The organism is Comamonas sp. NyZ500 (assembly GCF_016772095.1).
In the GTDB taxonomy this organism is placed as follows: Bacteria; Pseudomonadota; Gammaproteobacteria; order Burkholderiales; family Burkholderiaceae_C; genus Comamonas; species Comamonas thiooxydans.
Genome location: NZ_JAEIJE010000025.1, coordinates 19515 through 44127 on the forward strand (window position 1 = coordinate 19515; position 24613 = coordinate 44127).

Genomic DNA, 24613 nt, shown 5'->3' on the forward strand with positions numbered 1-24613 from the left:
GCAATGCAAGACGAAGACCTCAAGCTCGATGATCAGGTTCTGCAGCCGGATGCGGTTGTGGATGCTATGCAAACGCAAGCGCCTATCGCTGATATGCAAAGCATTTCAGATGGAAATATGTTTGAAATGATTCAGGAGCAAGCGCCAGAAGCTCCTGAAATGCAAGCGCCTGCCATCATCGCCAAGACGCTGGACGCCGAGCCGGTGCCCGATATCTCCACCTTGACGGCAGCCAGGGACGCGGCCGCCTTCGTGGCACAGATTTTTGCCGACCCCAGCATCTCCGATGCGGCCGATGCCGAAGTGACCGAGGTCGAGTCGCAGCCCGAAGCCGAGCTGGAAGCAGTGGTGGAGCTGCCACCTGTCCCCGTGCACTGGCCGCAAGGCGCGGCCCAGCACCTGCAGGGCCAGCGCGTGCTGATTCTGGGTCTGGGCATCTCGGGCATCGCCATGGCACGCTGGTGCGTGCGTGCCGGTGCCGAGGTCACGGTGGCCGACACGCGCGAAGCCCCCCCCTATCTGCCTGCGCTGCAGGCCGAACTGCCCGGCGTGCGCTTTGTTGCCGGCGCATTCACGGCTGCTCTGGTCGATGGCCAGAGCCTGAGTTCCGTCTATCGTTCGCCGGGCCTGAGCCCGGCCAGCGTTGCCCCGGTCTTCGATGCCGCGCGCAGCATCGGCCTGCCCACGGGCGGCGAACTGGATCTGTTTGCCTTTGCGCTCAAGGGCCTGCGCGAAGCCCATGGCTATGCGCCCAAGGTGCTGGGCATCACCGGCACCAACGGCAAGACCACGGTCACCTCGCTGACCGGTCAGCTGCTGGAGCATGGCGGATTGAGCGTGGGCGTGGCCGGCAATATCGGTCCTTCGCTGCTCGACACCCTGTCTGCTCGCATCGATGCCGAGACTCTGCCTCAGGCCTGGGTGCTGGAGCTGTCCAGCTTTCAGCTCGACGACTGCCGCGCATTCGAGCCCACGGCGGCCACGGTGCTCAATATCACCCAGGACCATCTGGACTGGCATGGTGGCATGCAGGCCTATGCCGATGCCAAGGCCCATGTCTTTGGCGAGCAGGCTCTGATGGTCCTCAATCGCGAAGACCCCGTCGTCATGGCTATGCTGCCAGCGCCCGTGGCGGTGCCTGGCAAGCGCGGCAAGACTTTCCAGCGTGCCCATGTCAGCTTTGGCGGCGACATGCCGCGCCGCCCCGGAGACTTCGGTCTGGAGGTGGTCAACGGCATGACCTGGCTGGTGCGCGCCCATGAGGCCGACGAAACCAGCAAGGGCAAGAACGCCGACGATCTGCACATCGTGCGCCTGATGCCCGCCGATGCGCTGCGCATACGCGGCCGCCACAACGCCATCAATGCACTGTCGGCCCTGGCGCTGGCGACCGGTGCGGGATGCACGCTGGCACCGCTGCTCTACGGCCTGCGCGAATACCGGGGCGAGCCGCACCGTGTGCAGCCCGTGGGCCGGGTGGGCGATGTCGAATACTTTGACGACAGCAAGGGCACGAATGTGGGCGCCACCGTGGCGGCCCTCATGGGTCTGGGGCCGGACCACCGCATCGTGGTGATTCTGGGCGGTCTGGGCAAGGGCCAGGACTTTACGCCGCTGGCCGCTCCCGTCTCGCGCTATGTGCGCGCGGCCGTGCTGATCGGCCAGGATGCGCCGTTGATTCGCGAGGCGCTTGGCGACACCGGCGTGACCCTGGTCGATGCTGCAAGCATGCAGGATGCCGTGCAGCAGGCCGCGCGTCTGGCCCATGCCAATGATGCGGTGCTGCTCTCGCCGGCCTGCGCGAGCATGGACATGTTCAAGGACTATGCGGACCGCGCCCACCAGTTTGTGGAAGCGGTGCGTGAGCTGGCGCTTGAAGCCGGCCAGCAACTGGAGGACGGCGCATGACAGCCGCCTTCCTGACCAGCCTCTCCGGCCGCATGCGCTCGTGGTTCCGCAGCGCAGAGGAAAGGCCCATCGACGTGCTGCCCGTGCGCGTAGGCGGGCCGCTGTACGACCGTCCCACCCGTACTCCGGCAAGCGTACTGGGGCTGGATCAGGCATTGATCTGGGTCGTCATCGCCTTGCTGTCCTGGAGTCTGGTCATGGTGTATTCGGCATCGATTGCGATGCCGGACAACCCGCGCTTCGGCAAGATCGAGCCCTATCACTTTCTGCTGCGCCACACCATGTCGATAGGCATGGCCTTTGTGGCCGCGCTGCTGGCCTTCCAGGTGCCCATGAATGTCTGGGAGAAGGTGGCGCGCAAGCTGTTTCTGATCTCCATCGTATTGCTGGTGGCGGTGCTGATCCCGCATGTGGGCACGGTGGTCAACGGCGCGCGGCGCTGGCTGTCGCTGGGCATCATGAACTTCCAGCCTTCCGAGCTGGCCAAGTTCTCCATCCTGATCTACGCGGCCGATTACATGGTGCGCAAGATGGAGGTCAAGGAGCGCTTCTTCCGCGCCGTGCTGCCCATGGGCTTGGCCGTGGTCGTGGTGGGCGTGCTGCTGCTGGCCGAGCCAGACATGGGGGCCTTCATGGTGATCGTCGTGATCTCCATGGGCATTCTGTTCCTGGGCGGCGTGAATGCGCGCATGTTCTTCATCATCGCACTGCTGGTGGTGCTGGCCTTCGGCATGATCATCGCCACCTCGGAGTGGCGCCGCGAACGTATTTTTGCCTACCTCGATCCCTGGGATGAGAAGCATGCGCTGGGCAAGGGCTACCAGCTCTCGCATGCGCTGATTGCCATCGGGCGAGGCGAGATCTTTGGCGTGGGCCTGGGCCGCAGCGTGGAAAAGCTGCACTGGCTGCCCGAAGCGCATACCGACTTCCTGCTGGCTGTGATCGGCGAAGAATTTGGTCTGGTCGGCCTGCTGCTGATTGCTGCCGTCTTCTTCTGGCTGACCCGCCGCATCATGCTGATCGGCCGTCAGGCCATCGCGCTGGACCGTGTCTTTGCCGGGCTGGTGGCCGAGGGCGTGGCGATCTGGATGGGCTTCCAGGCCTTTATCAACATGGGTGTGAATTTGGGCGCCCTGCCAACCAAAGGCCTGACTCTGCCGTTAATGAGTTTTGGCGGTTCGGCCATTTTGATGAATTTGATTGCGATAGCTGTGGTGCTCAGAGTCGATTACGAAAACAAGCTGCTGATGAAGGGGGGCCACGCATGAGCCTGCTCATCAAGCCAAACAAGCCACGCACGGCACTGGTGATGGCCGGTGGTACCGGCGGTCATATCTTCCCCGGTCTGGCCGTGGCACAGGAGCTGCGTGCGCGCGGCTGGAATGTGCACTGGCTGGGAGCGCCCGGCTCCATGGAGTCGCGCATCGTGCCGCCCCAGGGCTTTGCACTGGAGCTGATCGAATTTGGCGGCGTGCGCGGCAAGGGGCTCAAGACCCTGGTGCAACTGCCGTTCAGGCTGGCGAAGGCCTTCTCGCAGGCGCGTGCCGTGATGAAGCGCGTGCAGCCCGATGTGGTCATCGGCCTGGGCGGGTACCTCACCGTGCCCGGTGGCCTGATGGCTGCGGCTTCGGGCGTGCCCGTGGTGCTGCACGAACAGAACTCCGTGGCCGGCATGGCCAACAAGGTCGTGGCCAAGGTTGCCAAGCGAGTGTTCACGGCTTTCCCCAAGGTATTTGCCAAGGGCGAATGGGTGGGCAATCCGCTGCGTCAAGCGTTTCTGGAGCAGGCCGAGCCCGCCCAGCGCTTTGCCGGTCGCAGCGGCCCGCTCAAGCTGCTGGTGGTGGGCGGCAGTCTGGGAGCCAGGGCGCTCAATGAGATCGTGCCCCAGGCTCTGGCCCTGATGCCTGCCGATCAGCGCCCCGTGGTGCTGCACCAGAGCGGTACGGCCCAGATCGATGCGTTGCGTGCCAACTATCAGGCTGCAGGCGTACAGGCCGAGCTGACTCCCTTCATCGATGACACGGCCAAGGCTTTTGCGGATGCCGATCTCGTCGTCTGCCGTGCCGGTGCCAGCACCGTGACCGAGATAGCCGCTGTAGGGGCGGCAGCGGTTTATGTGCCCTTCCCTGCCGCGGTGGATGACCACCAGACCAGCAATGCCCGCTTCCTCGTGGATGCTGGTGGCGGTTGGTTACAGCCGCAAAGTACTTTGAGCGCCCAAGGGTTGGCGGAAATGCTACAAAATATGCAGCGTGCGACGCTGTTGGAGCGCGCTGAACTCGCGAAGAAAATGCAAAAGACTGATGCCACCGCGAAGGTGGTCGCCGCTTGTGAGGAGTTGGCAGCATGAAACACGCCATTCATCACATTCACTTTGTCGGTATTGGCGGCGCCGGCATGAGCGGTATTGCAGAGGTTCTGCACAACCTGGGTTACGCCATTTCAGGCTCCGACCTGGCCGACAGCGCCACGCTGCGCCGCCTGGCGGGCCTGGGCATCAAGACCTTTGTCGGTCATGCGGCCGAGAACGTTGACGGCAGCGATGCCGTGGTGACATCCACGGCCGTGCAGGGCGACAACCCCGAGGTCCTGGCTGCGCGCGAGAAAAAGATTCCTGTGGTTCCCCGTGCGCTGATGCTCGCCGAGCTGATGCGTTTCAAGCAGGGCATCGCCATTGCCGGCGCGCATGGCAAGACCACCACCACCAGCCTGGTGACCAGTGTGCTGGCCGAAGCCGGTCTGGACCCCACCTTCGTGATCGGTGGCAAGCTCAACAGCGCCGGTGCGAATGCCAAGCTGGGCCAGGGCGACTACATCGTGGTCGAGGCCGACGAGTCCGATGCCTCCTTCCTGAATCTGCTGCCTGTGATGGCCGTCGTCACCAATATCGACGCCGATCACATGGAAACCTACGGCCATGACTTCGGCCGCCTCAAGCAGGCCTTTGTCGATTTCCTGCATCGCATGCCGTTTTACGGGCGCGCCATTCTTTGCGTCGACAGCCCTGCCGTGCGCGAGATCCTGCCCAAGCTGGCGCGTCCGGTCACGACCTACGGCTTTGCCGAAGATGCCCAGGTGCGCGCCGTGAACGTGCGTGCCGAAGCCGGTCGCATGCGCTTTACCGTGCGCCGCCAGAACGGCCAGAGCTACCCCGATCTGGAGGTTGTGCTGAGCCTGCCCGGCGAGCACAACGTGCTCAACGCCCTGTCTGCCGTGGCGGTGGCCATGGAGCTCGAGATTTCCGACGAGGCGCTGCTGCGCGCCTTGGAAGGCTTCAAGGGCGTGGGACGGCGTTTCCAGCGCTATGGCGAACTGCCGGCTGCCAATGGCGGCACGTTCACCGTCATCGACGACTACGGTCATCACCCCGTGGAAATGGCAGCCACGCTGGCTGCGGCACGCGGTGCCTTCCCGGGGCAGCGCCTGGTGCTGGCCTTCCAGCCACACCGCTACAGCCGCACACGCGACTGTTTCGAGGACTTTGTGAAGGTCATCGGCAGCGCCGACTCGGTGCTGCTGGCCGAGGTCTATGCCGCGGGCGAGGCACCCATCGTGGCTGCCGACGGTCGATCCCTGGCTCGCGCCTTGCGTGTGGCCGGCAAGGTCGAGCCTGTATTTGTGGAAAACATTGCCGATATGCCGGCAGCCATCGCTGCCAATGCGCAAGCGGGCGATGTATTGCTGTGCATGGGGGCCGGATCGATTGGCGCCGTGCCTGGGAAATTGGTTGAAATGCTTCAGAAACAAGAGCTGGCCGCGCCCGCAGGGAGCGCGCAATGAGCATGTTTGGTACAAATATCGACGTGAAGGCACTGGGCAAGGTCGCCGTGCTCATGGGCGGTCGCTCGTCCGAGCGCGAGGTCTCGCTGATGTCCGGCGCTGGTGTGCTGGCCGCACTGCAGTCCAAGGGTGTCGATGCCCACAAGTTCGACCCTGCCGAACAAGGGCTGGAGCAGCTCAAGGTGCAAGGCTTTGACCGCTGCTTCATCGCGCTGCATGGCCGCTACGGTGAGGACGGCACGGTGCAGGGTGCACTGGAGTTGCTGGACATTCCCTATACGGGTTCGGGCGTGATGGCTTCCAGCATCGCCATGGACAAGATCATGACCAAGCGCATCTGGCGCTTTGAAGGACTGCCCACGCCGGACTGGCGCATGGTCGCCTCGGCCGCTGAAACCCGCGCCGCACTGGAAGCCCTGGGCGCTCCCATGATCGTCAAGCCCGCACGCGACGGCTCCAGCATCGGCCTGACCAAGGTGATGAATGCCGACGAATGCGCCAAGGCCTACGAGCTGGCGGCCCAGTACGACGCAGAAGTGCTGTGCGAGCAGTTCATTGCCGGTGACGAGACCACCTGCCCCGTGCTGGGCACGGGAGCCCAGGCCGGTGCGCTGCCGGTGATCCGAATCGTTGCGCCCGAAGGCAACTACGACTACCAGAACAAGTACTTCACGGATACCACGCAGTACCACTGCCCTAGCGGCCTGCCGGCTGCCGAGGAGGCCGAGATCCGGCGCATTGTGGAAAAAGCCTTCCGCACGCTGGGCTGCCGTGGCTGGGCGCGTGCCGACATCATGATTCGCGCCAGCGACCGCAAGCCTTTCTTGCTGGAGATCAATACCTCTCCAGGCATGACGGGGCATTCTCTCGTCCCCATGGCTGCGCGCGCTTCCGGCGTGAGCTACGAAAACCTGTGCCTTGGCATCCTGGCCATGAGCACGCTGGATGGAGAAGCGGAGCAGCCATGAACCGCAACCAGCCCACAGCCGTCGTCCCGTTCGACGTCAAGCTCATGAACATCACTGCCACGGTGATGTTCATGGGCTGCTTGACGGCGTGCGTGATGGCCGTGGGGTGGTGGTTGATGCGAACTCCGGCCTTCAATATCGGTCGCATCGTGGTGGAAGGCGAGCTGGTGCATAACAACGCCGTGACGCTGCGCGCCAATGTGGCGCCAGTGCTCAAAGGCAACTTCTTCACGGTGGACCTGAAGGCGGCCCAGCATGCATTCGAGCAAGTGCCCTGGGTGCAGGAGGCGCAGGTGCGCCGCGAATATCCGAACGGCTTGCGCGTTGCGCTCAAGGAGCATGTGGCCGAAGCCTTCTGGGGGGCTGAGACCGGTACCGGTCTGGTCAACAAGGCCGGCGAAGTGTTTGAAGCCAATCTGGGCGAACTGGACCGCGAAGGTCTGCCGCGTCTGCAAGGCCCCGAGGGCTCGGCACCGCGTGTTCTGCAGATGTATCGAGCGCTGGAGCCGGCCTTGAAGCCGCTCGATGTGGCGCTGGACAGCCTGACTCTGGATGCGCGTGGCAGTTGGACGCTGGTGCTGGACAACGATGCGCTGCTGGAACTGGGCGGCGGCACGACCGAAGACATATTGCAGCGCGTGCAGCGCTTTGTGCGCACGCTGCCTCAGATCACCTCTCAATACAAGCGCTCGGCTGCGGCACTGGAGTCTGCAGACCTGCGTTACGAAGACGGCTATGCCTTGCGACTCAAGGGCGTGACCACTGGAACCTCCGCGCCGGCAACTGCTGCCAGGGCCAGACGATAAGCGGGAGCAGGGGAACAGACATGCAAGGCGCACACAAAGACAAGACAGAACCTACCGGGGGCGGAAGCTGATATGGCAAGAGAATACAAGGATGTGATTGTTGGGCTGGATATCGGCACGGCCAAGGTCATGGCGGTGGTGGCCGAGGTCATGTCCAATGGCGAGCTCAAGCTGGCGGGCCTGGGCGTAGCCCCCAGCAACGGCTTGAAGCGCGGCGTGGTCGTGAATATCGATGCGACCGTGCAAAGCATCCAGCAGGCGCTCAAAGAGGCCGAGCTGATGGCGGATTGCAAGATCCAGCGAGTGTGCACCGGCATTACGGGTAGCCATATCCGCGGTCTGAATTCCAGCGGCATGGTGGCCATCAAGGACAAGGAAGTCTCGTCCACCGATATGGCCCGCGTGATGGAAACCGCCAAGGCCATCAATATCTCGTCCGACCAGCGCCTGCTGCTGGTCGAGGCGCAGGAGTTCGTCATCGACGGCCACGAGGTGCGCGAGCCCATCGGCATGAGCGGCATTCGCCTTGAGGCCAAGATCCATATCGTGACCGGCGCCCAGAGCGCGGCCGAGAACATCATCAAATGCGTGCGCCGCTGCGGCCTGGAAGTAGAGCAGCTGCTGCTCAATCCGCTGGCGTCGGCCCAGGCCGTGCTGACCGATGACGAGCGCGAGCTGGGCGTGGCCGTGGTGGATATCGGCGCGGGAGCGACCGATGTGGCCATCTTCACCGGCGGTGCGATTCGCCACACGGCCGTGATCCCGATTGCCGGTGACCTGATCACCAGCGACATCGCCATGGCCCTGCGTACCCCCACCAAGGATGCCGAGGACATCAAGGTCGAGAGTGGCTATGCCAAGCAGTTGCTGGCCGATCCCGATGCCCAGGTCGAAGTGCCGGGCCTGGGCGACCGCAGCCCGCGCATGATCAGCAAGCAGGCCCTGGCCGGCGTGATCGAGCCCCGCGTGGAAGAGATCTTCTCGCTGGTGCAGCAGGTCATCCGCGAATCGGGCTACGAAGAAGTGCTGTCCTCGGGCATCGTGCTCACGGGCGGCAGCGCCGTCATGCCCGGGATGATCGAGCTGGGCGAAGACATCTTTCTCAAGCCCGTGCGCCGCGGGCTTCCCAAATATTCCGGTGCGCTGGCCGACATGGTCGCCCAGCCCCGTGCCGCCACGGTGATGGGCCTGCTCGATGAAGCACGTCTGGCACGTCTGCGTGGCTACAAGGTGGCCCAGAAGAGCGGTTCCATGAAGACCGCTTTCGGCCGGTTCAAAGACTTCATCGTGGGGAACTTCTGATATGAGCACTTATCGCATGTTCATCACCGGACCACCACAGATGGATTTTTCGCGGTATCGACGACGAAGACCGCGAAGACCTCAAGAGTTCGAAATTTCTTTTCCACAGCAGCGACAAACCACCACTAGAGAACAGGAGCACCACCATGCCTATCGACATGATTGAAACCGAAGAATTCAACCAAGGCACGCAGATCAAGGTGATCGGCGTCGGCGGCGGCGGCGGCAACGCCGTCGACCACATGATTGAACGCAGCGTTCAAGGCGTCGAATTCATTACGGCCAATACCGATGCTCAAGCTCTGTTGCGCAGCCGCGCTCACCGCACCATCCATCTGGGTGGCAGCGGCCTGGGTGCCGGCAGCAAGCCCGACAAGGGCCGCGACGCTGCGGAAGCTGCTGTGGAAGATATTCGCGCTGCCATCGAAGGCGCGCACATGCTCTTCATTACGGCAGGCATGGGTGGTGGTACGGGTACCGGTGCATCGCCTGTGATCGCACGAGTGGCCAAGGAAATGGGCATTCTGACGGTGGGTGTGGTGACCAAGCCTTTCGAGTGGGAAGGCGGCCGCCGCATGCAGAACGCTGACGCCGGCCTGGCCGAGCTGGAGGCGAATGTGGACTCGCTGATCGTTGTGCTCAACGAAAAGCTGCTCGATGTGCTGGGCGACGATATCTCCCAGGACGAGGCTTTTGCCCATGCCAACGACGTTCTGAAGAACGCCGTGGGCGGCATTGCCGAAATCATCAACGAGTACGGCCATGTGAACGTCGACTTCGAAGACGTGCGCACCGTGATGGGCGAGCCCGGCAAGGCCATGATGGGCACGGCCAAGGCCGCCGGTCCCGATCGTGCCCGTATCGCTGCCGAGCAGGCCGTGGCCTGCCCGCTGCTGGAAGGCATCGATCTGTCCGGCGCCAAGGGCGTGCTGGTGCTGGTGACTGCAGCCAAGGGGAGCCTCAAGCTGTCCGAGTCGCGTCTGGCCATGTCCACCATCAATGCCTATGCGTCTCCCGATGCCCACGTGATCTACGGCGCTGCCTACGATGACTCGCTGGGCGACGAAATCCGCGTGACCGTGGTGGCCACCGGCCTGTCGCGTCCCAATGTGCGTCGCCAGAACATCCAGGTGGTGCAGGGCGGTCTGCGTACCGGTACCGACAACGTGGCAGTGGGTCTGCCTCCCCTGGGCGGCATGGACTACGGCACGGCCAACACCAATGTGCCAAGCGTCTGGCGCACCAACCGTACCCAGGCTTCGGAGCGCGTGAGCGCGCTGGCGTCTGGCGGCATGGACGATGTGGAGATCCCGGCGTTTCTGCGCAAGCAGGCTGATTAAGCTCCCCCTGAGCGGCTTGGCCGCTTTCCCCTCTCTGGCGCTTTGCGCCGGAGGGGGACGACACCCTCGGTGCGGGGCGCCCCTTCCTCGGTGTCTCTGCCTCCGAGTGCGCCGGCGCTTGAGAGTCAGCCGCAAAGGCCTTTGGTTCGTTAAGGACTGATGGCCCATCAGTTCGCTGTATCGCAGCGATTAAGACAACCCTGGGTCGGCGTAAGCCGGCTCGGGGTTGTCCCATTTAAAATACCAGCATGCTTCAGCAACGTACCATCAAGACCATTTCCCGTGCCGTAGGCGTGGGCCTGCACAGCGGCCAGCGTGTCGAGTTGACGCTGCGCCCTGCCCAGCCTGATACCGGCATCGTGTTCCGTCGCGTGGACTTGCCTGAGCCTGTGGATATCCCCATTTCCGCCGAGGCAGTGACTGATACGCGCATGGCTTCCACCATCGGCAGCGGCGGCGCCAAGGTGCATACGGTAGAGCACCTGATGTCGGCCATCGCCGGTCTGGGAATCGACAACCTCTACGTGGACATCACTGCCGAAGAAGTGCCGATTCTCGATGGCTCCTCGTCATCGTTCGTGTTTCTGCTGCAAAGCGCCGGAATCGAGTTGCAGAAAGCGCCCAAGCGCTTCATCCGCATCAAGAGCCCGATCGAGGTGCGCGAAGGCGAAGGCCAGAACCTCAAGTGGGCGCGCTTCGATCCCTACCATGGCTTCAAGCTGCGCTTCGAGATCGACTTCGCTCACCCAGCCGTGGACTCCACGGGGCAGTGCGTGGAGTTCGACATGGGTCTGGACAACTACACACGCGACATCGCCCGCGCCCGCACCTTCGGCTTCACCAAGGATGTGGAAATGCTGCGCAACAATGGCCTGGCACTGGGCGGCGGGCTGGACAACGCCATCGTCATGGACGACTACAAGGTCCTGAACAGCGACGGCCTGCGCTATGACGACGAGTTTGCCAAGCACAAGATCCTTGACGCGATCGGCGATCTGTATCTGATCGGCAAGCCCATTCTCGGTGCCTACAGCGCCTTTCGCTCGGGTCACGGCCTCAACAACAAGTTGCTGCGCGCAATGATCGAGCAGCCCGAGACCTGGGAGCTCGTGACCTTCGAGAGCGAGCGCCAGGCTCCCCAGGGCTTTGCCATGCCCGCCCAGGCCTGGTGAGCGAGACCTCCATGCTGATCTTTCGCTGGCTGGCCACCTTGCTGATTCTGGCTTCGGCATTGAGCTTTGCCTTCTATCTGGGAACCGGCAAGGCGCACTACAAGCGCCTGGGCTTTTTGCTGTTCAAGTGGACGGTGATTGCCGGTCTGGCCTTTTTTGCCGTGATGTTTGTCGGACGCATCATCTGAGAACTAATGAATATTGATAGCGGCTTGCCAAATCCGGCTTCGCGCTTCACAGGTTTCTGTTCTGTAAACAGCGCGCAAAAAGTGGTAAATCGGCAGTTGCTCACTTCTTGCGGCGCCGAAATTGGGTAAAGATGGATCTGCTGCGGCCGCCATGACCGGCCGCACACCTTGTTGACCGAAACAATTCGACAAAGGAGTACCCATGTCCCGTTTGACTACCCGCATTCTTTCTGCCTCCATTGCCGCCTGCCTGGGTCTGGGCAGTCTGGCCGTCCAGGCGCAGCCCGGCCCGCCGCCCGGCCGCGGCAATGGACATGGAGCGCAGGACATGCGCCATGGCGGTCGCCATGATGATCGTGGTCGGCATGAGCAGCGCCATGACAGGCGCGACGACCGACGTGCCGATCATCACGACAATGGTCGCCGTGGCGGTGGTCCCGACCATAACTGGTACAAGGGCAGTCGCGTGCCGCCGCAATACCGCAGCCAGCACTATGTGGTGAATGACTGGCGCGGCCACCATCTGTCGGCGCCGCCGCGTGGCTATCACTGGATTCAGAACGGCGGCGACTATCTGCTGGTTGCCATTGCCACAGGCGTGATCGCCTCCATGGTGCTGAGCGCCTATTAAGCAAATCACACCATCAAAAAAGCCGTGGCATGTCACGGCTTTATTTGTATCGGGCAGAGCTTTGAAGCAGTGTGTGCTCCAGCTCGGGGGCTGTGAGGAAAAGCCATCCTGCGATCCCTTCCGAAGAGAGAAGGGGAAGCCGCGAAGCGGCTAAGGGCGAGCTCAATAGACCCGTCCGCCCCGGTACATGGCATGTTGCTTGCGGCGCAGATCGGTGGACTTGGCCATCAGCCCCATGGCGGCAGCCGCATGGGCATGGGTGATCGCCAGCCCCAGCGCGTCGGCGGCATCGGTGCCGGGCAGGCCGGGCAGTTGCAGCAGCCGTTTGACCATTTCCTGGATCTGGCTCTTGGCTGCGCGACCATGGCCGACCACGGCTTTTTTCATCTGCAGGGCGGTGTATTCGGAAACCGCGAGATTGGCGTTGACCAGGGCCGTCAGCGCCGCACCACGGGCCTGGCCCAGCAGCAGTGTGGACTGGGGGTTGACGTTGACGAAGACGATTTCCACGGCAGCCACCTCGGGCTGATAGCGTGAGGCGACTTCGGAGATGCCGTCGAACAGCACCTTGAGACGGCCCGGCAGGTCGCCGAGTTCCATCTTGTTGGTGCGTATGGTGCCGCTGGCCACATAGGACAGGCGCTGGCCTTCCATGTCGATGACGCCAAAGCCCGTGGTCTGCAGGCCAGGGTCGATTCCTAGAATTCGCATGGCTGTCGATTATCCACGTACAAAACCTTCACGCTCCATGCGGGTGACAGCAAGCAAGAGCCGCTTCGCGGCGATGCTGCCGTCCTCCTCGGGGAAGGCGCGGGGCCGCCCAGGCGAAGCGCCTCAGGGGGGCGTCACCATCGGTATATAGCGCGCAATCGTGCGACTGCGCTGCGCCAGATAGCGCGATTGCGGCATTTTCTCGAAGCGCTTGGGTGCCGGAAGCATGGCGGCAAGTCGTGCTGCCTCGGCCGCATTGAGCTGGGCGGCACTCTTGCGGAAGTAATGTTGGGCGGCGGCCTCGGCGCCGAACACGCCCTGGCCCCATTCCACATTGTTGAGATAGATCTCCAGAATGCGCTGCTTGCTCAGCATCAGCTCCAGCAATTGCGCCAGCACCAGCTCCTGGCCCTTGCGCAGAAAATTGCGTTCGCCCGACAGCAGCAGGTTCTTGGCCAACTGCTGGGTGATGGTGGAGCCGCCATAGACCTTGGCGGGCTTGCTGTTGTTTCCGGCTTTTTCGGCCTGCATGGCCCTGGCCTCAGCTTTTGCGTTGCGCTGCCAGGCCCTCTGAACGGCATCCCATTCCACGCCGTGGTGGTCCATGAAGCCGGCATCTTCGGAGGCAATCACAGCGCGCTTGAGGTTGCTGGAGATCTGGCCGTAGTCCACCCATTGCTGGCGCCAGCGCAGGCCCTCGCTGCTGCGGACAAGCTGCCAGGCTTCGGAGCGCTGATAGCTGGTGGACTCTGGATCCAGCCATGCCATGACTGCGATGCGTGCTACAAAAAACAATTGCAGCAGCAGGGTGGCGCAAAGCACCAGCAACAGCAGTCGGCCAAGAGCTTTCATGGTGGGGCGAGGTTTTAGTGAGCGGCTTCAGCGTGCAGCAGAGCGCGCAGTTCGGCCAGGACTTGTGCAGAGGGCGGACGCACGCCGCGCCATAGTGCAAAGGACTCGGCGGCCTGCTCCACCAGCATGCCCAGACCATCACGCGCCAGCGCGCCGTGGCTGCTGGCCCAATTCAGAAAATTCTGAGCGGCGGGGCCGTACATCATGTCGTAGGCCAGACTGCGTGCGTGCAGCACGCTGGCGGGCGCGGGCACCTCAGCCCCAGCCAGGCTGCTGGCTGTGGCATTGATGATGATGTCGAAATTTTGGGTCAGATCAGTCTCAAGCACTTGCCTTTCAAGTGCTACCAGCTCTACGTTATGTAGTGTGGCAATGGCCGCATGCTGCTGGACCAGCGTTTGAGCCCTGGCATGAGTGCGGTTGACCACGACTAGGCGGCGGGGCTTTTGCTCCAGCAAAGAGCCCAGGGCTCCAGCGGCGGCGCCGCCCGCGCCAAGCAGCAGCACATCACGCCCGGCGATGGGCACACCGGCATTGCGGGTGATGTCGGCCACGATGCCCAGGCCATCGGTGTTGTCGGCATGAATGCCGTTGGCGCCGAATACCAGCGTATTGGCAGCACCAGCCAGCCGCACGCGCTCGCTGGTGCTGGTGGCCAGCTCGGCCGCCTGCAGCTTGAAGGGAACGGTCACATTGCAGCCCTTGCCGCCGCGTGCGGCAAAGTCGCGCACAAAGTCGACAAAGCCATCCAGCGGCACCAGGGCGCGGTCATAGCTGACGGGCTGGCCGGTCAGCTCGGCGAAGCGGGCATGAATCCAGGGAGAGCGGCTATGGGCAACGGGGTTGCCCATGACGCAGTAGGCATCAAGCGTATTTGTCATAAAAAGGCTGAAGGAAATCGCTGAGCAGAGTTGGGTACGCGTTGGGGCAGTGGCCGGCGAGATCGGCGCAGCCCAAGCCAAGGCAGCCGCGCAAGGGCCGTCCCGCCGCGCTGGCTGCGTTCCCCGCCTGCAAGCGAGGCGATGCGAGAGCGGGGGAAGACGCCGAAGGCGGCACAGGGGGTCACCTTATGTCTGTTTCCAGTGTCTGCTCGCGTGTGAACCTGAAGCGCGAGACGACGGCGATCTGATCGGCCTTGGTGCGCATGGCCGGGCCGAAGTGGCCGTAAGGGGCTGCGGCGCGGGCAATGGCCTCGGCACGGGTATCGAGCATGCGGTTACCCGAGCCCTGCACAACCTCGGTGGAAAGCACGCGGCCGTCATGATTCACGGTCAGGATCATGACCAGCTCGCCATACAGCTTCTTGCCCTTGTTCTCGGGGAAGTTTTCCGTGCCCTTGTCTTCCACCTTGCGGCGCAGCGCATCGTAGTAGACGGCGTACACGGCCTCCTTGGTGGCGGGGCTGATATAGCGCTTCTTGGGGCGGGCGTTTTCTGCGTTGATACGCTTTTCAATCTCGGCCAGCAGCTTGATGAGCTGCAAGCGCTTTTCTTCCTGTGCCTCCAGGGCCTTGTTGTCGGCGCTCAGGCGCGGGTCTATCGGGGGCAGCGCGGCCACTTGCTGGCGCAGCTGGGTCAGCAACTGGTTCTGCTGCTCCTGCATGGCGTCGAGCTGGCGCTGTTTTTCCTCGAAATCGTCGCCCACTGTCGTCAGGGCCGAGTAGGGCATGGGACTGGTGGCCCGGCCCTGGTCGGCATCGCCGCCGCCGGCCAGCGAGGTCTGGGCGATGGCCTGGGCCTTGTCCGGCGTCTCGTTGGCGCGGGCATTGACCAGAATCACTTCCAGCGGCGTGTCCTGAAACACGCGCTCAAAGCGTTCCGGGTCCACGAAGCGGACTGTCAGCAACACGGCATGGACGGCGATGGAAACGCCCAGCGCCAGCTGCAGCGTACTCAGTCGTCGAAGAGAGGTGGGCAGTTTCACGGCAGCGTCAGGGCGATGAGATGTGGAGATCAGGACTTGGGCTGGTCTGCAGCGGGATCGGCGTCGTTCATGTCCACCGCAATGGAGATGGGGCCGGCCACGGCGTCGTCATCGTCCTCGCCGCTGTCCTCACCTTCGCTTTCGGCCTCGGCTCCTGCATCCAGGCGTTCGATCAGCGTGCCCGAGATGTCCAGCGATATCTCGTCGATCTCGCCGAGCTTGACACGCACATGGGCGCCGCGCGGCAGGTTCTGCGCACCCAGTACGGGCAGTACCAGCGGCAGATTGTCGGCGCGCACCAGGAAGGAGCCGTTGGGCCCTTCCTTGAACACGCTGGCCGTCAGTTCGCTGATGCCGTTCTGCTCCAGATACTTGAGCGTCCAGAAGCGCTCCATGCCAGCCTGATAGCCGTTGTAGGCGCTGTAGGCGCCGTCAAAGCTGCTGATGATGCCGAACAGCTCGGCGTCCTTGGGCTTGAAGGGCGCTGCCAGGGCAGCCGTCTTGCCATGGCGGGCGCAGGCAATGATCTGCCACTGATTGACCAGATCCACATAGCGGCGCAGCGGGGAGGTGGCCCAGGAGTAGGCTTTCACGCCTATGCCGGCATGGGGCAAGGCCTTGGTGCTCATGCGTACCTTGACGCCGGGTGCCAGGCTGGCCTGGCTGCGGTAGATGCCGGGCACACCGTGCTCGGCCAGCATCAGGCCCCAGGTGCTGTTGGCCACGATGGCGGCCTCGGCCACGATCAGGTCCAGCGGCGCGCCGCGCTTGCGCACAGTGATCTGCACCTGCTCGCTGCCATTGGGCTCGGCGCCGTCGTTGCCGACGAGGCGGAAGTTGTAGTCCGGGCGGTTGAAGTTCTCGGGCTTGCCGCGCACCACTTCGCGATTGGCCTTGAGGAACTTGGACCAGCGCTGCAAAAAGGTGAGCTCCTTGCGCTTGCCCAGCAAAGAATCAGGCGTATTTTCAACCTCGATTGAGGAGTCGGTCAGCCATTCCTCGGTGACGATGTGATCTAGCTTGTCGTAGCGGAAGTTGACTTCCACGGGCACGCGCTCGAGACGGGTTTCGCTGGAGATGGTCTCCAGCGTCTCTTCGTTGATCTGCACATACAGCGAGACCGCGGGGTTGGAGCGGCCCTCGTCCAGCGTGTAGATATGCACCACGTCGTCGGGCAGCATGGTGATCTTGTAGCCGGGCATGTAGACGGTGGACAGGCGGGCGCGGCCCAGCTTGTCCAGCTCGCCGCCGGGCGTGATGGCCAGACCGGGGGCGGCAATGTGGATGCCCACGGTGACGGTGCCCGTGCCCAGGCCCGTGACGGACAGCGCATCGTCGATTTCGGTGGTGGCCGAGTCGTCGATGGAAAAAGCCTTTACATCGGCCACGGGCAGGTCGGCCGGTGGCTGGGGGGCCTGCACGGAGGGGAAGCCCGTGCCCTTGGGGAAGTTGTCGAACAGGAAGCGCTTCCAGTGAAACTGGTAGGAAGAGTCGATGGCGCCGGCGCGGTGCAGCAGCTCCAGCGGGGCCAGCTTGGTGGCGCGGCTGGCATCGACCACGGCCTTGTATTCGGCTGCGTTCTTGTCGGGCTTGAACAGAATCTTGTAGAGCTGTTCGCGGATTGCCTGCGGGCACTCGCCGCGGCCCAGTTCCTCGGCCCAGGCGTCGATCTGTGCCTGAATCTGCTTTTTCTTCTCGATGGCGGCAAGGGCTTGCTGCAGGATTTCTGCAGGAGCCTTCTTGAAGCGGCCCTTGCCCGCACGACGGAAATAATGCGGTGCGTCGTACAGGCAGAACAGCGCACCGGCCTGCTGGGCCAGCGTCGCGGATTCGGAAAAATAGTCACGCGCCAGGTCGGCAAAGCCGAACTCTTCCTCGGGCGCAAATTCCCAGGCCAGATCCAGGTCGATCTCGGCGGCCTGGGCCTGGCCCTGAGCGACCAACTCGGCAGGAGCCGGCTTCTCGAACTTGAGCAGGATATTGGCGGCCTTGACCTTGACCCGCTTGCCCGAGTCCAGCTCGACTTGGGCAGAGGATTCGGCTTCGGAGAGGATGCGCCCGGCCAGAAATTTGCCGGCTTCTTCAAACAGTGCGTGCATAACCGCGCATTTTCCCACGAGCCGAACATTCGGCGCTCAGAAGTGATTCAGTTCATGCTTGAGGTCGGTCAATATCAGACGCGGCCTCCGCGCGGTCAGGGGCGTGAACAAGGGGGCACGCTGCAGCAATACAGCCGTTCCCTGGGGGCGCATGGAGTCGCCGAGGGCATCAGGCCAAGGCCAGAAATTCGTCGATCCGGTCCAGATACTCGGCAAAGTTGCTCAGGGCGTGGTCGCCGCCTTCTTGCACCAATTGAAGTGCGTGAGGGTAGCGCTCGCTCATCTCGTTCCAGTCCAGCACCTCGTCGCCCTGGGCGATCAACACCATCTCGGGTGCTGCCGGCGTCATGGTGCGGGTGTCGAGCTGGCGCAATTCCTCAATGTATTCGGGGCGAAAGAAGAAGGTTTCCTCGGGGTCATGCCAGCTGGACTGCTCGCCGATGTATTTTTCCAGGTCGCGGGCCGGGTTGACGGCGGGGTTGATCATCACGCTCTTGCAGCGCGCCAGCTGGGCCACCCAGCTGGCGTAATAGCCGCCCAGCGACGAGCCCATGACGGCCATGTTCTGGCGTGGCCAGTTGGCGATGCCCTCTGCTATCACGGCCGCCGCTTCGCGCGGCGAGGGCGGCAGCTGAGGGCACCACCAGCGTACCTTGGAATGTCTGGCGCCCACATAGTCCGCCATGATGCGTGCCTTGTTGGACTGAGGGGAGGAGCGAAAGCCATGCAGATACAGCAGGTGGGTGGTCGTCATAGCGGCAATCTCCTCTGGTAAAAACACTTCTGTCTCGGTCATTGTGGACTGTCTGCCCCAAGACTATCAGGGGAGAAGGCCTATGGCGGGAGGAATGAGCGTGGGCCGACTTGAGTCGTCAGCAAAGCTCAACCCTGCAAGCTGCACGGCAGCCGGCTCCCACGATAATTGCGGCCCATGTCCGCCATCGAATTCGATAAGCCCTCGCTGCTGCAACGCATTGTTCCGCTGTTTCGCGGCTTTGATTTCCTGCTGCTTCTCTTTATCGCCATGTTGGCGGGTGCGGGGCTGCTGGCCATGTACTCGGCGGGTTTCGATCACGGCACGCGCTTTGTGGACCATGGCCGCAATATGCTGATTGCGGCGGGTCTGCTGTTCGTGCTGGCCCAGATATCCCCCCAGCAATTGATGAAGGTGGCCGTGCCGCTCTACACCCTGGGCGTGGTGTTGCTGGTGGCGGTGGCGCTGTTCGGCATCACCAAGAAGGGGGCCACGCGCTGGGTGAATGTGGGAGTGGTGATTCAGCCCTCCGAGCTTTTGAAGATCGCCACGCCGCTGATGCTGGCCTGGTGGTTCCAGCGCCGCGAGGGCAATCTGCGCGCATCGGACTTTGTCATCGCCTTTGTGCTGCTGATGGTGCCCGTGGGCCTGATCATGAAGCAGCCAGACCTGGGCACCTCGCTGCTGGTGATGGCTGCCGGCCTGTCCGTGATCTTTTTTGCCGGCCTGCCCTGGAAACTCATCGTGCCGCCCGTGCTGCTGGCCCTGGTCGGCATTTTCCTCATCGTCTGGTTTGAACCCCAGCTCTGCGCCGATGGCGTGAGCTGGTATTTTCTGCATGACTATCAGCGGACACGCGTCTGTACCTTGCTGGACCCCACGCGCGACCCGCTGGGCAAGGGCTTTCACATCATTCAGGGCATGATTGCCATCGGTTCGGGCGGTGTCTGGGGCAAGGGTTTCATGGCTGGCACGCAGACCCACCTGGAATTCATTCCAGAGCGCACCACCGACTTCATCTTTGCCGCCTATTCCGAAGAATTCGGCCTCATAGGCAATCTCTTCATCATCGTCGGCTTTCTGCTGCTGGTCTGGCGCGGGCTGGCCATTTCCATGAATGCCAACTCGCTGTTCGGCCGGCTGATGGCAGCTGCCGTGGCCATGATCTTCTTCACCTATGCGTTCGTGAACATGGGCATGGTCAGCGGCATTTTGCCGGTGGTGGGCGTGCCCCTGCCTTTCATCAGCTATGGCGGCACGGCCATGGTCACGCTGGGCCTGGCGCTGGGCGTGCTGATGTCGGTGTCGCGGGCGCAGCGGCAACTACCCGGCGGTGATGGGCATATTCCCCATGCGTGAAGACCCGTGATAGGGATTGGATGCTCTTGAAAGGAGAGCTTCCATCCTATGTTTTGCAAGCCTTGAGTAATGGTTTTGTGTGAAATTGCGTGCTGGGGCGGCGGGCTTAGATCGTTGAAAAATGTCAGTAGTTCCGTCCAGGGTCTTGCTTCGACTGTAAACAGCGTTTACAAACGGTTCTGGGGGGTCAGAAGACCGATCAAGCGGGAGCGGCAAAGACCCAGGTGGGGTTCTGCAATGCAAAGCGGGCAGGGCGGAACCCGGCAAGTGCGAAGCTAAGTGAACGGAGCGGAATGTTGTTCAGCCTGGTGGGGCAGCATTCCGCTCTTTTTTATGCGCAGCCCGAGACAAGTCAGGGCTTGCAGCTATCTCTACAATGCTCTCATGATTTCCCGCGAACCCACCATCGAACGCTTGGCCACGGCCCGTCAGTTGCTGCTTGAGCCCTTCGGCCTGGACGAAACCCATCTTGCGCGTGCGCTTGCCGAAATTCGCTCGCACCAGGTGGATGACGCCGATCTCTACTTCCAGTACACCCGCGCGGAAGGCTGGAGTCTGGAGGAAGGCATCGTCAAGACCGGCTCCTTCTCCATCGATCAGGGAGTAGGCGTTCGGGCGGTCAGCGGCGAGAAGACGGCTTTTGCCTATTCCGACGACATTTCCGAAGCCTCGCTGCTGGATGCCGCACGTACCGTGCGCTCCATCTCCAGCGCAACCCAGACGCGCCGCGTCAAGGCGGGTGCGCAGAAGATTGCACAAAGCCGCTCGCTCTATCCCGAGCTGGACCCCATCACCACGCTGGACAGCACGGCCAAGGTCGAGTTGCTGGGCAAGGTGGAAAAGCTGGCCCGCGCCAAGGACCCGCGCGTGGTGCAGGTCATGGCCGGTCTTGCCAGTGAATACGACGTGGTTCTGGTGGCGCGTGCGGACGGCACGCTGGCCGCTGACGTGCGCCCGCTGGTGCGCCTGTCGGTGACGGTGATCGCCGAGCAAAAGGGCCGTCGCGAGGTGGGCTCCTCCGGTGGTGGCGGTCGCTTCGGTCTGGCCTATTTCAGCGACGAGCAGATCAGCCAGTATGTGGACGAGGCCGTGCATGCAGCCCTGGTCAACCTCGAATCGCGTCCCGCACCGGCCGGTGTGATGACGGTGGTGCTGGGCTCGGGCTGGCCCGGCGTGCTGTTCCACGAGGCCGTGGGCCACGGCCTGGAAGGCGACTTCAACCGCAAGGGCTCCAGCGCCTTCAGCGGCCGCATCGGTCAGCGCGTGGCCGCCAAGGGTGTGACCGTGCTGGACGACGGCACGATTGCCGATCGCCGTGGCTCTCTGAACGTGGACGACGAGGGCCATGTCAGCCAAAGCAATGTGCTGATCGAGGACGGCATTCTCAAGGGCTATATCCAGGACTCCATGAATGCACGCCTGATGGGCGTCAAGCCCACGGGCAATGGCCGTCGCGAAAGCTACGCCCACATTCCTATGCCGCGCATGACCAACACCTATATGCTGGGTGGCGACAAGGATCCGCAGGAGATCATTGGCTCCATCAAGAAGGGCCTGTACGCCACCAACTTCGGCGGCGGTCAGGTGGACATCACCAGCGGCAAGTTCGTGTTCTCTGCCAGCGAAGCCTACTGGGTGGAAAACGGCAAGATCCAGTACCCCGTCAAGGGAGCGACCATCATCGGCAGCGGCCCGGAGTCGCTCAAGCACATCAGCATGATAGGTAACGACATGCGCCTGGACTCGGGTGTGGGCACCTGCGGCAAGGAAGGTCAGAGCGTGCCTGTGGGCGTGGGCCAGCCTACGCTGCGCATTGACGGCCTGACAGTCGGCGGAACGGCCTGATAGAGGTTTCATGACGGCTTTGCCCGTCGCGAGCACCAACCCCCGCTTTGCATGGCAGAGCGGGGGTTTTTCATTTCAGTGTGCTGCAGACCGTTCGCCACAGACCGTTTACGGCAAAACAGCTTGTGGCAAACCGCTGTAGATCGCCTGGCAGCAGGGTTTTTTCATGGCGTTTCGAGGCCTTGCCCTGAATATTGCCGATTCGCTGAAAAATTGCATTGATTCTGGATTTTTGGAATTTTTTATCAATAAAATTCTGAAAAATAAGAAAAAACACAAAAATATTGTGAATGAATGAATTTTGAAAAATGCGCCATTTCAGAGGGAGAACCTGTTTTTGACAGAACAGCGGTGCGAGCTGCCGATGTTGCAATGCAAAAGAGCTGTGCTACATTGAAAGACATGCAAACGCAACGCGCCTATTTCTTTTACTTTTGGTTCTCGCCCCCGGCGGCTGAGAGGTAAACGCGCGCACCCTGCAAACACCTCCCAAAGAACCGCCGAAGCTGCAAAGCCCGGCGGTTTTTTTTCACCCCTACGTTTCAGCACCCCCGGTTTTCAACGATCAAACACCTCACGAAAGATTGCCATGACTGCTCTGAACACTTCCGCCACCGATTCCTGGTATCGCGCCGGCTCTCCCAAGACAGGCCAGACCGACGACGCACGTATCAAGGAAATCACAGTGTTACCCCCTCCAGAGCACCTCATTCGCTTCTTCCCCATTCGTGGCACTGCCGTGGAGACGCTGATCAGCGACACCCGCCGCAGCATCCACAACATCATGCGTGCGCAGGATGACCGTCTGCTGGTCATCGTCGGCCCTTGCTCCATTCACGATCCGGCTGCTGCCCTGGACTACGCCCGCCGTCTGGCCGTGGTGCGTGAGCAGTACAAGGACACGCTGGAAGTGGTGATGCGCGTCTATTTCGAAAAACCCCGCACCACCGTGGGCTGGAAGGGGCTGATCAACGATCCCTACCTGGATCAGAGCTATCGCATCGACGAAGGCCTGCGCATTGCGCGCCAGCTCCTGATCGACATCAACCGCCTGGGTGTGCCAGCGGCCAGCGAGTTCCTGGACGTGATCTCTCCCCAGTACATCGGCGATCTGATCAGCTGGGGCGCCATCGGTGCCCGCACCACGGAAAGCCAGGTGCATCGCGAACTGGCTTCGGGCATTTCGGCGCCGATTGGTTTCAAGAACGGCACGGACGGCAATATCCGTATTGCCACCGACGCGATTCAGTCGGCCAGCCGCGGCCACCATTTCCTGTCGGTACACAAGAACGGCCAGGTCGCCATCGTGCATACGGGCGGCAATCAAGACTGTCACGTGATTCTGCGCGGTGGCAAGACGCCCAACTACGATGCCGAGCATGTGGCGGCTGCCTGCAGGGATCTGGAGACAGCGGGCCTCACGCCTTCGCTGATGGTGGACTGCAGCCACGCCAACAGCAACAAGCAGCATGAGCGTCAGAAGGATGTGGCCCGTGATATCGCGGCTCAGATCGCCGGAGGCTCCAGCAGCGTGTTCGGAGTGATGATCGAAGGCCATCTGGTCGGCGGTGCGCAGAAGTTCACGCCCGGCAAGGACGAAGTCTGCGATCTGACCTACGGCCAGAGCATTACCGATGCCTGCCTGGGCTGGGACGATTCGCTGGCAACGCTGCAAGAGCTGTCGCAGGCCGTGAGCCAGCGCCGCGCTGCTGCGCTCGCCAGCAAGCAGGAAGCAGAAGTGCTCGCCTGATCGATAAAGCGGGTGTAAACGAAACAGGCCACAGGGAGTATTTCCTGTGGCCTGTTTGTTTTTCCATACAGGAATGGGGCTGCTTGCCTGCTCGATCAGTGTTTGGTGTCCGGCGTTGATGCCGGAGTCATTTCGCATCCATTGAGGGTGGCATCGATGCGGTTGAGCAGGCGCAGCAGCTGTTGCTTGTCAAAGTCGGTGCGCTGCTGCCACTCGTGGTCGGCCAGCGGATAGACATGGCTTTGGTGGGGGAGGCTGCCTTTGGCATCGATCACGGCGCGCAGGCGCGGGATGAACACCCATTGCAGCCACTCGTGCAGCTTGAGCGTGTCGTACATGAAAGGCGTGGTGGACTCCAGCGCCTTGGGGTCCGGAGCAACGGCAGACCAGAGTTTCTGGACTTGAAGTTCGGCTTCCAGCTGCAGCAGATGCTCGCGTATTTCTTGGTGGATGTTCTCAGCGGTCATGGTGATGGTTCCTGAAGGCGTTGCAAGGCCTGCAAACTGGTATTCGTCAAAGATTTATGCAGTATGTAAGTCCTCTCATCACATTTTCAAGGCAGGAGCCTGGATGGAGATAACTGGCGGGTTACGAGTCCGTAATGACACTTGAAAAAGACAGTTTTGCCCTTATATTCTTGCCAAGCATGCGAGCAATGCTATGAAATTTAAAGATTTTTCATTGCTTTGCATGCCATGTTCCTGTAACCACTGTGATGCTTGATGCAAGTCTTTCAGGCCATGCATTGGTTGCCGCAGCTGTTTGCAAGCCGTCAGCTTGCAGCGTCTTCAGCACCGCGGTCACTATTAAGCTGTGGCCACGACAACGAATGGTGCAAGAGTCACCAGGTCAGAGGAGATTTATGCGTAGTGAAGTAATCGTGGTTTTGGATGGCGACCGTGAATACCGGGTCGATACCCAGTCGCTGTCCCCTATCAGTTCGGACGAAGGCCGACGCTGGCTGGATCAGCAGTTTGTCTCGCTCGAGTGCGAGCCTTTGCGGGCTACCGGCAAGGTGTTGCTGGCTGACAAGCTGGTGGTGGTGGCGCGTGAGGCGCGCAATCGCCCCGAGCTGTTTGACAACGAAGACTGGCGCAACAGCTATGCCCTGGCAGCGCATGCAGTGCTGTCCAAGCCCTTGATCCGGGTGGATGTGCCTGCGATGTCGATTAGCTATTGATCCCCCCTGAGCCGCTTTGCGGCTTCCCCCCAGGGGGACGACGCC

General features: G+C 62.2%; 23 protein-coding genes. 15 read left to right on the top strand and 8 right to left on the bottom strand.

Going from position 1 to position 24613, the window contains the following annotated elements; genetic code table 11:
- Positions 1-3 precede the first annotated feature (3 nt).
- The 11 genes from murD to JAO85_RS23125 all read left to right on the top strand — a co-directional run bounded on the left by murD (position 4) and on the right by JAO85_RS23125 (position 12095).
- Positions 4-1908, top strand: a complete 1905-nt coding sequence (murD, locus tag JAO85_RS23075) for a UDP-N-acetylmuramoyl-L-alanine--D-glutamate ligase (RefSeq protein ID WP_202789130.1) — start codon at positions 4-6, stop codon at positions 1906-1908.
- Positions 1905-3176 carry a putative lipid II flippase FtsW gene (gene ftsW / locus JAO85_RS23080; protein ID WP_012839829.1) on the top strand — a complete coding sequence of 424 codons (1272 nt, stop codon included), beginning with the start codon at positions 1905-1907 and terminating at the stop codon, positions 3174-3176. The genes murD and ftsW overlap by 4 nt, the downstream gene beginning before the upstream one ends.
- Complete coding sequence (gene murG, locus JAO85_RS23085) at positions 3173-4258, top strand: undecaprenyldiphospho-muramoylpentapeptide beta-N-acetylglucosaminyltransferase (RefSeq protein WP_003068977.1); 1086 nt, start codon at positions 3173-3175, stop codon at positions 4256-4258. The genes ftsW and murG overlap by 4 nt, the downstream gene beginning before the upstream one ends.
- Positions 4255-5688 (top strand): UDP-N-acetylmuramate--L-alanine ligase, encoded by a 1434-nt coding sequence (gene murC, locus JAO85_RS23090; RefSeq protein WP_003068975.1) that lies wholly within the window; start codon positions 4255-4257, stop codon positions 5686-5688. Before murG ends, murC begins: the two co-directional genes overlap by 4 nt.
- A complete protein-coding gene (locus tag JAO85_RS23095) occupies positions 5685-6656 on the top strand; it encodes a D-alanine--D-alanine ligase (RefSeq protein WP_202789131.1) in 972 nt (323 codons plus the stop codon). The genes murC and JAO85_RS23095 overlap by 4 nt, the downstream gene beginning before the upstream one ends.
- Complete coding sequence (locus JAO85_RS23100) at positions 6653-7462, top strand: cell division protein FtsQ/DivIB (RefSeq protein ID WP_003068968.1); 810 nt, start codon at positions 6653-6655, stop codon at positions 7460-7462. Before JAO85_RS23095 ends, JAO85_RS23100 begins: the two co-directional genes overlap by 4 nt.
- A gap of 72 nt (positions 7463-7534) precedes the next feature.
- On the top strand, positions 7535-8764 hold the full coding sequence (gene ftsA, locus JAO85_RS23105; protein WP_003051293.1) for a cell division protein FtsA: 1230 nt from the start codon (positions 7535-7537) through the stop codon (positions 8762-8764).
- A 146-nt stretch (positions 8765-8910) separates the two neighbouring features.
- Positions 8911-10104 (top strand): cell division protein FtsZ, encoded by a 1194-nt coding sequence (ftsZ, locus tag JAO85_RS23110; protein ID WP_003068965.1) that lies wholly within the window; start codon positions 8911-8913, stop codon positions 10102-10104.
- A 248-nt stretch (positions 10105-10352) separates the two neighbouring features.
- A complete protein-coding gene (gene lpxC, locus JAO85_RS23115; protein ID WP_003068962.1) occupies positions 10353-11276 on the top strand; it encodes a UDP-3-O-acyl-N-acetylglucosamine deacetylase in 924 nt (307 codons plus the stop codon).
- An 11-nt stretch (positions 11277-11287) separates the two neighbouring features.
- Positions 11288-11464 carry a hypothetical protein gene (locus tag JAO85_RS23120; RefSeq protein ID WP_003068960.1) on the top strand — a complete coding sequence of 59 codons (177 nt, stop codon included), beginning with the start codon at positions 11288-11290 and terminating at the stop codon, positions 11462-11464.
- Between the two features lie 202 nt (positions 11465-11666).
- Positions 11667-12095, top strand: a complete 429-nt coding sequence (locus JAO85_RS23125; RefSeq protein ID WP_034377101.1) for an RcnB family protein — start codon at positions 11667-11669, stop codon at positions 12093-12095.
- 162 nt (positions 12096-12257) lie between these two features.
- Here the strand turns inward: JAO85_RS23125 and ruvC are convergent, their stop codons facing one another.
- The 6 genes from ruvC to JAO85_RS23155 all read right to left on the bottom strand — a co-directional run bounded on the left by ruvC (position 12258) and on the right by JAO85_RS23155 (position 18434).
- On the bottom strand, positions 12258-12806 hold the full coding sequence (ruvC, locus tag JAO85_RS23130; RefSeq protein ID WP_003068955.1) for a crossover junction endodeoxyribonuclease RuvC: 549 nt from the start codon (positions 12804-12806) through the stop codon (positions 12258-12260).
- Positions 12807-12929: 123 nt separating this feature from the next.
- A complete protein-coding gene (gene mtgA, locus JAO85_RS23135; protein WP_202789132.1) occupies positions 12930-13658 on the bottom strand; it encodes a monofunctional biosynthetic peptidoglycan transglycosylase in 729 nt (242 codons plus the stop codon).
- Between the two features lie 14 nt (positions 13659-13672).
- The gene (aroE, locus tag JAO85_RS23140) at positions 13673-14539 is read right to left on the bottom strand and encodes a shikimate dehydrogenase (protein WP_039049995.1); all 867 of its coding nucleotides are present in this window, start codon (positions 14537-14539) and stop codon (positions 13673-13675) included.
- Positions 14540-14720: 181 nt separating this feature from the next.
- Positions 14721-15581: an energy transducer TonB gene (locus tag JAO85_RS23145; protein WP_003068949.1), complete on the bottom strand. Its 861-nt coding sequence runs from the start codon at positions 15579-15581 to the stop codon at positions 14721-14723.
- 29 nt (positions 15582-15610) lie between these two features.
- The gene (locus JAO85_RS23150; RefSeq protein WP_039049994.1) at positions 15611-17680 is read right to left on the bottom strand and encodes a ribonuclease catalytic domain-containing protein; all 2070 of its coding nucleotides are present in this window, start codon (positions 17678-17680) and stop codon (positions 15611-15613) included.
- A gap of 169 nt (positions 17681-17849) precedes the next feature.
- Complete coding sequence (locus tag JAO85_RS23155) at positions 17850-18434, bottom strand: YqiA/YcfP family alpha/beta fold hydrolase (protein ID WP_003068947.1); 585 nt, start codon at positions 18432-18434, stop codon at positions 17850-17852.
- A gap of 177 nt (positions 18435-18611) precedes the next feature.
- On the opposite strand from JAO85_RS23155, the gene rodA reads away from it, so the two are divergent.
- Together rodA and tldD are read left to right on the top strand one after the other, a co-directional pair.
- Entirely contained in the window at positions 18612-19793 is a 1182-nt protein-coding gene (gene rodA, locus JAO85_RS23160) for a rod shape-determining protein RodA (RefSeq protein WP_003068946.1), read from the top strand.
- A gap of 384 nt (positions 19794-20177) precedes the next feature.
- Positions 20178-21638 carry a metalloprotease TldD gene (gene tldD, locus JAO85_RS23165; RefSeq protein WP_202789133.1) on the top strand — a complete coding sequence of 487 codons (1461 nt, stop codon included), beginning with the start codon at positions 20178-20180 and terminating at the stop codon, positions 21636-21638.
- Positions 21639-21708: 70 nt separating this feature from the next.
- Here the strand turns inward: tldD and JAO85_RS23170 are convergent, their stop codons facing one another.
- Complete coding sequence (locus JAO85_RS23170; protein WP_202789134.1) at positions 21709-22011, bottom strand: ABC transporter; 303 nt, start codon at positions 22009-22011, stop codon at positions 21709-21711.
- Between the two features lie 216 nt (positions 22012-22227).
- Between JAO85_RS23170 and JAO85_RS23175 the strand changes: the two genes are divergently transcribed.
- The gene (locus JAO85_RS23175; protein ID WP_003068944.1) at positions 22228-23388 is read left to right on the top strand and encodes a 3-deoxy-7-phosphoheptulonate synthase; all 1161 of its coding nucleotides are present in this window, start codon (positions 22228-22230) and stop codon (positions 23386-23388) included.
- A 95-nt stretch (positions 23389-23483) separates the two neighbouring features.
- Here JAO85_RS23175 and JAO85_RS23180 read toward each other — a convergent pair whose 3' ends face one another.
- Positions 23484-23855 (bottom strand): YqcC family protein, encoded by a 372-nt coding sequence (locus JAO85_RS23180; protein ID WP_012839819.1) that lies wholly within the window; start codon positions 23853-23855, stop codon positions 23484-23486.
- Positions 23856-24250: 395 nt separating this feature from the next.
- On the opposite strand from JAO85_RS23180, the gene JAO85_RS23185 reads away from it, so the two are divergent.
- A complete protein-coding gene (locus JAO85_RS23185; protein WP_012839818.1) occupies positions 24251-24568 on the top strand; it encodes a hypothetical protein in 318 nt (105 codons plus the stop codon).
- The last annotated feature ends 45 nt before the right edge of the window (positions 24569-24613 follow it).